General features: G+C 69.6%; 11 protein-coding genes, 1 pseudogene and 1 riboswitch. Of the genes and pseudogenes, 1 reads left to right on the forward strand and 11 read right to left on the reverse strand.

Annotation, left to right across the window (positions count from 1 at the left end):
• Positions 1–32: 32 nt before the first annotated feature.
• A complete protein-coding gene (locus tag AB4Y86_RS04550; protein WP_441400484.1) occupies positions 33–167 on the reverse strand; it encodes a hypothetical protein in 135 nt (44 codons plus the stop codon).
• Between the two features lie 50 nt (positions 168–217).
• Positions 218–589 (reverse strand): hypothetical protein, encoded by a 372-nt coding sequence (locus AB4Y86_RS04555; RefSeq protein WP_441400501.1) that lies wholly within the window; start codon positions 587–589, stop codon positions 218–220.
• A 181-nt stretch (positions 590–770) separates the two neighbouring features.
• Here AB4Y86_RS04555 and AB4Y86_RS04560 point away from each other — a divergent pair, with 181 nt between their 5' ends.
• Complete coding sequence (locus AB4Y86_RS04560; protein ID WP_441400485.1) at positions 771–2,189, forward strand: MFS transporter; 1,419 nt, start codon at positions 771–773, stop codon at positions 2,187–2,189.
• 27 nt (positions 2,190–2,216) lie between these two features.
• Here AB4Y86_RS04560 and AB4Y86_RS04565 read toward each other — a convergent pair whose 3' ends face one another.
• The 9 genes and pseudogenes from AB4Y86_RS04565 to AB4Y86_RS04605 form a co-directional block, all read right to left on the reverse strand.
• Complete coding sequence (locus AB4Y86_RS04565) at positions 2,217–2,588, reverse strand: fluoride efflux transporter FluC (protein ID WP_441400487.1); 372 nt, start codon at positions 2,586–2,588, stop codon at positions 2,217–2,219.
• A complete protein-coding gene (locus tag AB4Y86_RS04570) occupies positions 2,585–3,043 on the reverse strand; it encodes a fluoride efflux transporter FluC (protein ID WP_441400489.1) in 459 nt (152 codons plus the stop codon). Before AB4Y86_RS04570 ends, AB4Y86_RS04565 begins: the two co-directional genes overlap by 4 nt.
• Positions 3,044–3,757 carry a metal-dependent transcriptional regulator gene (locus tag AB4Y86_RS04575; RefSeq protein ID WP_441400491.1) on the reverse strand — a complete coding sequence of 238 codons (714 nt, stop codon included), beginning with the start codon at positions 3,755–3,757 and terminating at the stop codon, positions 3,044–3,046. It abuts the gene before it with no gap.
• 10 nt (positions 3,758–3,767) lie between these two features.
• On the reverse strand, positions 3,768–5,063 hold the full coding sequence (locus AB4Y86_RS04580; protein ID WP_441400493.1) for an Nramp family divalent metal transporter: 1,296 nt from the start codon (positions 5,061–5,063) through the stop codon (positions 3,768–3,770).
• 97 nt (positions 5,064–5,160) lie between these two features.
• Complete coding sequence (locus AB4Y86_RS04585; RefSeq protein ID WP_441400503.1) at positions 5,161–5,919, reverse strand: class I SAM-dependent methyltransferase; 759 nt, start codon at positions 5,917–5,919, stop codon at positions 5,161–5,163.
• A gap of 94 nt (positions 5,920–6,013) precedes the next feature.
• On the reverse strand, positions 6,014–7,432 hold the full coding sequence (locus AB4Y86_RS04590; protein WP_441400495.1) for an aminotransferase class V-fold PLP-dependent enzyme: 1,419 nt from the start codon (positions 7,430–7,432) through the stop codon (positions 6,014–6,016).
• 34 nt (positions 7,433–7,466) lie between these two features.
• A riboswitch (SAM riboswitch) is annotated at positions 7,467–7,580 on the reverse strand.
• A gap of 102 nt (positions 7,581–7,682) precedes the next feature.
• Entirely contained in the window at positions 7,683–8,495 is an 813-nt protein-coding gene (gene hisN, locus AB4Y86_RS04595; protein ID WP_441400497.1) for a histidinol-phosphatase, read from the reverse strand.
• Positions 8,496–8,577: 82 nt separating this feature from the next.
• Positions 8,578–9,693, reverse strand: a complete 1,116-nt coding sequence (gene rsgA, locus AB4Y86_RS04600) for a ribosome small subunit-dependent GTPase A (protein ID WP_441400499.1) — start codon at positions 9,691–9,693, stop codon at positions 8,578–8,580.
• Positions 9,677–9,927, reverse strand: a pseudogene (locus AB4Y86_RS04605) (hypothetical protein); the annotation flags it as partial. The pseudogene AB4Y86_RS04605 and the gene rsgA, both read right to left, overlap by 17 nt.

Here is a 9,927-nt window from a genome sequence, read left to right on the forward strand (position 1 = left end):
CCGCCCCGCCGGCACGGCGTCCCGCGGGGCCGTCAGCGCTTCTTGATGTGGGCCACCGGGTCGGTGTGCTCATCCACGATGTGTTTAGCCTTTTTATCGGCCCGTTTTTCCTTGATGGTTTTGATCGGCTTCTTGGTCAGATGCCGGTGCGGCGACTTGTCAGGCATGGCGCGCTCCCTAAAAGGTGGGGGCCCGGGATGAGCCCGTGCTTTTAAGGCTACGCCTCGGGTACCGCGACGTCCACGATGCCGACGAAGCGGCTCCCCACACCCTCATATTCACTCCGGACCAGCCCCGCGCCGGGGGTTGGCAGCTCGTACGGGGCGTGGTGGGCGCAGCAGACATGGGTGAATTCCGGCCACCACTTCTTCGGCCTCGCCATTTCGGAGAATCCGCACACGGCGCAGGTCAGCTGGACCCAGACCGGTCGTTTGCCGGTCCGGTTGGCCCTGGACTGGAGGAGCCAGACCGGCGGAGTGTCCAGCAGTTCGCCAAGTTCGGCGTCGGACAAGCGGGATGGAATACCGTGACGGTGGGCCATTTCCAGCGGAATATCAAGGGCCTGGGCAGCTTCACGTCTCGTAACCATCATTCAATTTTACGGGATCCCCGGCGCGGGCCCGGCCGCCGCCGGACCGGTCAGAGCCGGTGCTAGGCTCATTCCAAACCCGGCGCCCCCGCCAGGCAGACAACCAGACGGACAGCCTCCAGGAAAAAACAGGCAGCGGGCCAGGCGGACTGCCGGGTCGGCACTGAGGAAGGCAACAGCCATGCCCCGCACCCCCGCCGCGGCCTTAACCGGCCTCGAGAAGCGCGTGCTGTACGTGGCCATCGTTGCGTCCTTTATCGCCTTCCTGGACGGCTCGGTGGTCAACCTTGCTCTCCCGGCCATTGGGCGTGAACTCGGCGGCGGCTTGGTGGTCCAGCAATGGGTGGTGGACGCTTACCTGCTGACCCTCGGGGCGTTGATCCTCGTGGCCGGCTCCCTCTCCGACCAGTTCGGCCGGGTACGGATCCTGCAATGGGGCCTCGCCGGCTTCACCGCCACCTCCGTGCTCTGCGGCCTCGCCTGGAGCGGCGAGTCGCTCATTGTGGCGCGCGGCCTGCAGGGGGTAGCCGGCGCCCTGTTGGTACCCAGTTCGCTGGCCCTGATCGTCACGGTGTTCAGCGGCCCGGCCCAGTCCGCGGCGATCGGCAAGTGGTCCGCGTGGACTTCCGGAGCCATCATCGCAGCCCCGCTCCTCGGCGGTATCTCCGTGGACGTCTTCACCTGGCGGCTGATCTTCTTCCTCAACATCGTTCCGGCCGTAGCGGTGTGGCCGGCGCTCCGCCGGCTGCGCACCCAGGACCTGGAACGCGCACCCGGCAGCACCATCGACGTCACCGGCACGATCCTGGCGATCATCGGCCTGGGCGGGATCGTGTACGCGTTCATCGAGCGCGGCGCGCTTGGCTGGGGCTCACCCCAGGTCTGGCTGCCGCTGGTCTTCGGCGTGGCCGGCCTGGCCGGTTTCCTGCTGCATGAGCGGCGCACCCCGGCGCCGATGATGCCGCTGCGGCTCTTCGCCATCCGCAACTTCGGCTGGGGCAACATCGCCACCGCGGTCATCTACGGGGCGCTGAACCTCGGCTTCTTCGTCCTGGGCCTCTTCCTGCAGCAGGTCGCCCATCTGGGTGCGACCGCCGCGGGCTTCGCCCTGCTGCCTTCGACCCTGATCCTGCTCCTGCTGTCCGCACGGGCCGGCGCCCTGTCCGGCCGCTTCGGTCCGCGCTGGTTCATGACGGCRGGGCCGCTGCTGTGCGCGGCGGGCTTCCTCATGCTGTTGGGCATCGGTCTGCCGCTGCAATACTTCGCCCAGGTGTTCCCCGGGCTGGTGGTCTTCGGCGTCGGATTAGCCGTGACCGTGGCGCCGCTGACCGCGGCGATCCTGGGCGCCGTGCATCCGGAAGAGGCGGGGATCGGGTCGGCCGTGAACAACGCCGTCTCCCGCATCGCGGGGCTCGTGACCATCGCCTTCGCCGGGCTCATCACCGGACCGGTGATCACGACGTCGGGCCTGCACGCCACCGCGGCAGTCACCGCCGCGCTGTTCATCGCCGGCGCCGTCGCGTCGGCCGTCGGGATCCGCAACCCGCCCCGGGAAACCGGGCGAACCGGAGCCGGGGGAGCGGACCCCGCAGCCCCCTGACCGGCCGGTCACGCCGGATCGGCCGGCTTACCCGACCAGGACGACGCCGAAGGCAGCGGCGGCGAGGCCCGCCGCCAGGTTGACGCCCAGGTTGAGCGCCGCGGCACGATATCTCGCTTCGCCGATGAGCCTCACGGTGGCCGTGGTCCAGGAGCTGAAGGTGGTCAGGCCACCGGCCAGGCCGCTCGCGACGGCGGCTTGCCATTCCGGCCCGGCGCCGAGRTGCGGTGTGATCCCAAGGGACAAGCCGATGATGAAAGAGCCCGTGACATTGACGGTCAGGGTGGCCCAGGGCCAGTGCGGATGCGGACCGTGCCGGTGTGCGAACCAGGAATCCACCGCAAACCGCAGCAATGCGCCGGCCACCCCGAAAATCCCTACCAGCAGCGCCGTGATCACCGCGCGCCGCCTCGAACGCCGGCCAGTGCGCCGGCCAGGGTCTTGCCTGACTTCCAGCCGGCTGCCGCCGCGCCGAGTCCCATTACCAGCGACAGCGCCAGATAGGCGAGCCAGACGGCGTGGAAGCCGTCCCGGATCTGCTGGTCCAGCGAGAGGGCCAGCGCCGAAAACGTGGTGAAGGAGCCGAGCAGCCCGGGCCCGAGGCCGGCCCGGAGCCAGAAAGCAGTCCCCGGCCGGGCGATCCAGAAGGTGGTCAGGGCGGCCAGCACGAAGCTGCCGGCCACGTTGATCGCCAGCGTGGTCCACGGCACGGTCCCTGCCGATTCAGGGAAGGCCAGACCCGCGCCGTACCGCAGCTCCGTGCCGACCAGGCCGCCCACGGCCACTGCCGCCCACGCCCGCCAGCCCGGAACGCCGGACACCGCGGCGGGGCTTAGCCCAGGCGGTGTTCTCATTCAGTGCCCCGTGACACGGCAGCCGGGGTGGGGGACGTCGCTGTGCACCCAGAGCGCGGCGGCAACCTCGTCGGCGAGGTCAACGTCGCGCAGTTCCCGGCGGTTGCCGACGCGGACGATCAGCGGGCCGCCGAACGGTTTGCGGCCCCTCACCTCGACTTCGGCGTCCAGGTCGATCCGTTCGGCGGCGAGGTAGCGCAGCAACTCCGGATTTTCGTCGCTGATCCGGGTGATCCGGCCGGTGTGGCCGTCGTCGAGTTCACTCATCCGGTAGGCCGGCGGCATCAGCACCGAGCCGTCCGCGGCGGGAATCGGATCGCCGTGCGGGTCCCGGACCGGGTTCCCCAGCTTCGCCGCCATCCGCTCGATGAAGGTCTCAGAGACGGCGTGTTCAAGGAGTTCGGCCTCGTCATGGACCTCGTCCCAGCGGTAACCGAGTTCCTGAACGAGGAAGGTCTCGATCAGCCTGTGCCGGCGGACCATCGAGAGCGCCAGCCGGACGCCGTCGTCGGTCAAGGTGACGGAGCTGTACGGCTTGTGGTCCACCAGGCCCTGGTCCTTGAGCTTGCGGACCATTTCGGAGACGGATGAATTGGCCACGCCCAGACGCTGGGCCAGCTGCGTGGAGGTGATGGGCTTGTCCTGCCACTCCGTGAAGGAGTAGATGACCTTGACGTAGTCCTCGATCGAGGAGGAGGGCGGACTGGTCTTCACAGCCCCAAGCCTACCGTCCGGCTGCGCCGGAGAACGTGAGCCACAGCAGGACCACGTTCAGTACGACCACGAGGATCACACTGACGATTGCGGCGGTGCGCAGCGCCAGGCCGTCCGCGAACCGTCCCATCAGGGGCTTGCTGCTGGTCAGCACCACGAGCGGGACCAGGACGAACGGGATCCCGAAGCTAAGGACCACCTGGCTGAGGACCAGTCCCATCGTGGGGTCGAAGCCCACGCCGAGCAGGACGACTGCTGGAATCAGGGTGAGCAGCCGGCGCATCAGCAACGGAATCCTGATCTTGAGCAGGCCCTCCATGATGGTGCCGCCGGCGTAGCAGCCCACCGAGGTGGACGCCAGACCGGAGGCGAGCAGGCCGACGGCGAAGACCACGCCGACCACCGGGCCGAGGCTGGCGGTGATGGCGGCGTGCGCGCCCTCGATGGTGGCGGTGCCTGCTTCCCCGGCCAGGGTCGACGCGGCCAGCAGCAGCATGCCGATGTTGACGATGCCCGCGACGGCCAGCGCCACGATGACGTCCCAGCGGGTGGCCTTGACCAGCCGGGCCACGGCGTGGGGCGGGACGTGCAGGTGCGGGTTCGGGCGGTGCCGGTCCCGGGAAAGCGCCGAGTGAACGTAGATGGCGTGCGGCATCACGGTGGCGCCCAGCATGCTCGCGGCCAACAGCACCGTATCGGGTCCCTGGAAGCCGGGCACGAGGCCGGACAGCACGCCTCCCGGGTCGGGCGGCCTGATGACGAGCCCGGCCAGGAACCCGACCGTGATGATGCCCAGCAGGAACATGATGACGAACTCAAAGGGTCGCTGCTGGTTGCGGCCCTGCACAGCGAGCAAGGCCATCGACATGCCGCCGACAATGATCGCTCCGAGGGGGAGCGGCAGTCCGAAGAGCAGATACAGGGCCACCGCGCCGCCCACCACCTCGGCGAGGTCGGTGGCGGCTGCCACGATTTCGGCCTGGACCCAAAAGGCGCGGCGCCAGGCCGGCCTGAGCCGCTCGCCAAGGATCTCCGGAAGGCTCTTGCCGGTGACGATGCCGAGCTTGGCGGACTGGTAYTGSACCAGKACGGCCATGRCRTTGGCGRCSACCAGGACCCAGACCAGCAGGTATCCGTACTTTGCCCCGGCGGTGAGGTTGGCGGCCACGTTGCCGGGATCCACGTACGCGATGGCAGCCACGAACGCCGGGCCAAGCAGGCCCACGAGCGCGCGGCGTCGGCCCCGGACCTTGCGGGCAGGCGGCTGCCCTGCGGGCGGGGGTTCGTGTCCGGCGACGTCCAGCACTGCGGGCTCCGATGGAAGTTCCTGCTGCCTACACCTGAAAGTTAGGCTCACCGAAATAATAGCCGCGGCTGAATGATCTCCGCAATGCGGTGCGTACTCAGGCCTTGGCGGCGCGCCAGGTCTGCGTCAGGTAGGGCAGCGGCAGAATCTCGCCGACCCCATGCCCTAGGTGCACGTGGAGGTACCAGTCGAGGTTGCCGAGCACCTTGGCGCGGGTGTCCTCGCCGGCGCGCAGGTAGTAGCTGCGGGACTTGGCCAGTTCCAGGATGTCCTGCGTGCTCACGGGCTCCTCCCAACGGGTCAGGTGGCTCTCCAGTCCGGTGAATTCGGGGCCGAGCGGGGGTTTGAAGTGCGGTTTGTGGACGTCGCCGGCGTGCATGATCCGGGACAGCCGGTGGACCCAGGGGACTGAGGTGTCGAGCTGGTTCCAGATCAGGCCCAGAACCCCGTGCGGGCGCAGGATCCGCGCCACTTCGGTGCTGGCCAGGAGCGGATCGCACCAGTGCCAGGCCTGCGCCACGGTAACTAGGTCGTACGACTGCGCGGCCAGGCCAGTGTGTTCGGCGGTGCCTTCGACGGCGGTGACGCCCGGCAGGGCCCGGCGCAGCTGCTCGAGCATGTCCAGGGACGGATCGACGGCGACCGTGCGCAGCCCCCGTTCAACCAACAGCGCCGTGAACTTTCCGGTGCCGGCCCCCAGATCGACGGCGTCGCGGGCCGCGGCCGGGACCAGCCAGTCGGCCGAGTCCTCCGGGTAGCCGGGCCGGACCCGGTCGTAATGCTCGCCGCCGTCCTGGAAGCTCCGGCCGAGCTCGCGCCGCCGGTCATGGTGCAATTTGGGGCCGCCGCGTGCCAGTGCGCTCTCCTTCGGCAGCTGAAGCTGGATACCTACCGAATTTACCGCACGCAGCAGGCGGCGGTGCCCCAGCTCCCGGTGCCGGCCTGGTGTACTAGTCGAGGGTGCAGGGGGCGGCGCCGGCCGTGCCGGGCGTGTTGGGTGCCCACTGCGGGTAGCTGCGGGTGTCGTTGGCCGGCACCCAGCGGCCGGCGTCGACGACATAGTCCCAGCCGAGGCCGTTCCGCCGCAGCTCCTGCAGCCCGTCGAGCAGCCGCCGGGCGTCATCGAGCCGGGACCCCAGGCCAAGGCTGGCGCGCAGCGACCCCGCGGGCAGCCCGAGCCGCTTCAGCAGCGGGTGCGCGCAGAACCGGCCGTCGCGCAGGCCGATTCCGTGTTCCGCGGACAGATACGCGGCGACCAGGCCGGCGTCGTAACCGGCGACCGAGAAGTTCACGACGCCGATCGTCCCCGGGCCCGCCGACAGGGCGGTGTCCTCGAAGATGTGGTGCACGCTCACGCCGTCGATCTGTCCCAGCCCCTCGACCAGGAAGGTGCGGATGGCATCTTCATGGGCGTGCCACTGCTGCTCGTCGAGTGCCTCGATCACCTGGCCGGCACGGGCCAGCGCGGCGGCGCCGAGGACGTTCGGGGACCCGGCCTCGTGGCGGGCCGGCCCGGTGGTCCAGCTCACGCTGTCCAGCCGGGCGTCCCGCACCGCACCGCCGCCGGCCAGGTGCGGCGTGCCGGCGTCGAGCCAGTCCGGCCGGCCCACCAGTACACCGGCGCCGAACGGGGCGTAGAGCTTGTGGCCGGAGAAGGCAAGGTAGTCGACGTCGTCCGCGGCGATGTTGATGCGGCGGTGCGGGGCCAGCTGGGCGGCGTCGACCGCGATCCGGGCGCCGAATTCGTGCGCGAGGGCAGCCAGCTCACGGATCGGCAGGATTTCGCCGGTGACGTTGGAGGCGCCGGTGACGGCCAGCAGGTTTACCCCGCCCCGGGCGAGTTCCGTCCGGAGCTGCGCCAGGGTGAGGGCCAGCGTGGGGGCCGCCACGACGCTGCGGTGCGGGACGCCCTGCCAGGGCAGCAGGTTGGCGTGGTGCTCGATGTCCAGGTAAAGCACCTCGCCCGTGTGCCGGCCGCCGGCGACAGGCAGGCAGCCGGCCAGCAGGTTCAGCGAGTCGGTCGTGTTCCGGGTGAAGATCACCGAATCGTCCGGACGGCCGCCGACAAAGCCGCGGACGATGTTGCGGGCATTTTCGTACACCGAGGTGCTCAGCTGGGACGCATACCCGGCGCCCCGGTGGACGCTGGCGTAGTACGGCAGGATTTCGTTCAGGTAGGCGGAAACCACGGAGAGTGCCGGGGCCGAGGCGCCGTAGTCCAGGTTCGCGTAGCGGACCTCGCCGCCCCGGATCAGCGGAGCCAGGATTTCGGCACCGGAGACCGCAGACAGCGGCCGGCGACCGGCGTCGAAGCGTGTCTCCGAAAGTTCCGGGCCGGCGGGGTGGGTGGGGATGGTGGCAGTCGTCATGGGACCTCGCTCGAAAAGGACCCCGCTGACAGGGGATCCGCGCTTGCCGTGTCCGCTCCGGACCGGCCAGGTCGTCACCCGGGGCACCCCGCCGCGAATGGAGGGTTGCCGGCCAGCAAACCGGGGTTTAGCGCTGGCACTCGTGACCTGTGTCGAGCCTAGGACATGGCCGCCGCACGGAAAAGGATGGCCGCAGTGTGTTGCAGTGTGTTACGCCATCCGGCCGCCGGTCCGCCCGCGGCACGGTCCCTTAAAGCAGGTCGTCGAGTCCCGGGTTCAGGCGCTTGAGGACCTCCGAGTGCAGGATCGAGTTGGTGGCAAGCGCGTTGCCGCCAAAGGGGCCATCCTCGCCCTCAAGCGAGGTGAAGCGGCCGCCGGCCTCCGTCACGATCGGAACCAGGGCCGCCATGTCGTAGAGGTTGAGTTCGGGCTCGCAGGCGATGTCGACAGCGCCTTCGGCTACGAGGCAGTAGGACCAGAAATCGCCGTAGGCGCGGGTGCGCCAGACTTCCTCGGTCAGGCCGAGGAACTCGTCAAGGTTCCCGCGCTGCTTCCAGCCGCCCAGGCTCGAGTAGGACAGCGACGCGTCCGCGAGCCGGGACACGTTGGAGACCTTCAGCCGGGTGGCGGCCGCCAGCGAGCGGCCCATGTACGCGCCGGCGCCCTTGGCAGCCCACCAGCGCTTGCCCAGCGCCGGTGCGCTGACGACGCCGACCACGGGTTCGCCCTCATCAACGAGGGCGATCAGGGTGGCCCAGACGGGGACGCCGCGGACGAAGTTCTTGGTGCCGTCGATCGGGTCGATGATCCAGCGGCGCGAGCCGTGGCCGGAGCTGCCGAACTCCTCGCCGAGGACGGCGTCACGCGGGCGGGACCGGGACAGCTGGCCGCGGATGGCCTCCTCGGCGGACTTGTCGGCGTCTGTCACCGGGGTGAGGTCCGGCTTCGTCTCGATCCGAAGGTCGAGCGCCTTGAAGCGGCTCATGGTCTGGGAATCCACGGAATCTGCCAGTACATGGGCAAGGCGCAGGTCATCGTTGTAGCTCGAAGCGGGTTGACTCATGGTTCCAAACTACCGTCAAAACCGGCCGCGGACGGGGAGGCCACGTCGCCGCCCGCCGCGGAGAAACTGTGGCGATGTGTTGTTAGGAGACGCTTCCGAGTTCCTTGGATTCCTGGGCTTCCATCCGCGGATCGGTGCCGAGCAGCCGGCGCAGCGACGCGAGCCGGGCCGGACCGGACGGGCCGGCGTGGCCGGACAGCACCCACGCGTCCACCCCACAGTTGACCGCCGCCGTGTCGTGCTTGCAGCCCCGCTCGCAGTCCTCGGTGCCGGGCGCCAGATCCGGGAAGGAGCGCAGAATCCGGTCCGGGTCCACGTGGGCCAGCCCGAAGGAACGGATGCCCGGGGTATCGATGATCCAGCTGCCTGCGGGTGCGTCGTTGACCTTCAGCGCCAGCGCGGAGGAGGACGTGTGGCGGCCACGGCCGGTGACCGCGTTGACGCCGCCGGTGGCCCGTTCGGCCCCGGTCAGCGCGTTCACCATGGTGGACTTGCCGACGCCGGAGTGGCCCAGCATGACAGTGACCTTGCCGTCCAGGCAGGCCCGCAGCTGCGAGACCGCGGCCTTGTCCAGCCGGGCAGACAGGCCGTCGTCGGAGCGGGCGTCGATGCCGGACGCGGCCGAATCCGCAGTCCTGGATATGATCACCGGAAAGTCGAGGTGCTCGTAGTTGGCGAGGAGTTCGGCGGGGTCTTTGACGTCCGCCTTGGTGACAAGCAGCAGCGGCTCGATCCCGGCGTCGTAGGCGGCCACCAGGGCGCGGTCGATGAAGCCGGTGCGCGGTTCCGGGTTCGCCGCGGCCACGACGACGACGAGCTGGTCGGCGTTCGCGACGACGGCACGTTCGATCGGGTCCGTGTCGTCGGCGCTGCGGCGCAGCAGGGTCCTGCGGTCCTGGATCTTGACCAGCCGCGCCAGCGAGTCGGTCTCGCCGCTCACGTCGCCGACGAGCGAGACGAAATCCCCGGCGACCACCGGATTGCGGCGCAATTCCCGGGCGCGGGCGGCGATGACCGTGCGTTCATCTTCGGTGCCTTCGCCCACGACGGCGGTGTAGCGGCCGCGGTCCACGGTGATGATCCGCCCGGTGACGGCGTCGTCATGGCTGGGCCGATCCTTGGTGCGGGGCCGGGAGCCCTTCTTGTTGGGCCTGATGCGGACGTCGGACTCGTCCCAGGAGTCAGTGCTGCGGGCCAACTGCGGCGTCCTTCTGTGCGGTGGTTCCCTGGCCGAGCATGGCTGCCCACAGTTGTGGGAAGTCGGGCATGGTTTTGGCGGTCGTGGCGATGTCCTCGACCTCCACGCCGGGCACGGCGAGCCCGAGGATGGCGCCGGCCGTGGCCGAACCGCCGCTGGTGGCGTCCAAGCGGGGTACCGCGCAGGTGGCGTTCGCGGTGATCGCCACCACCGCCGTGCTGGTGGCGGTATTCC

The organism is Arthrobacter sp. 2YAF22_2 (assembly GCF_052114645.1).
Classification (GTDB): Bacteria; Actinomycetota; Actinomycetes; order Actinomycetales; family Micrococcaceae; genus Arthrobacter.

Coding starts and splice junctions, on each gene's coding strand:
- AB4Y86_RS04550 (WP_441400484.1), bottom strand. CDS start 167: ATGCCTGACAAGTCGCCGCACCGGCATCTGACCAAGAAGCCGATCAAA.
- AB4Y86_RS04555 (WP_441400501.1), bottom strand. CDS start 589: ATGGTTACGAGACGTGAAGCTGCCCAGGCCCTTGATATTCCGCTGGAA.
- AB4Y86_RS04570 (WP_441400489.1), bottom strand. CDS start 3,043: ATGAGAACACCGCCTGGGCTAAGCCCCGCCGCGGTGTCCGGCGTTCCG.
- AB4Y86_RS04590 (WP_441400495.1), bottom strand. CDS start 7,432: ATGACGACTGCCACCATCCCCACCCACCCCGCCGGCCCGGAACTTTCG.
- hisN (WP_441400497.1), bottom strand. CDS start 8,495: ATGAGTCAACCCGCTTCGAGCTACAACGATGACCTGCGCCTTGCCCAT.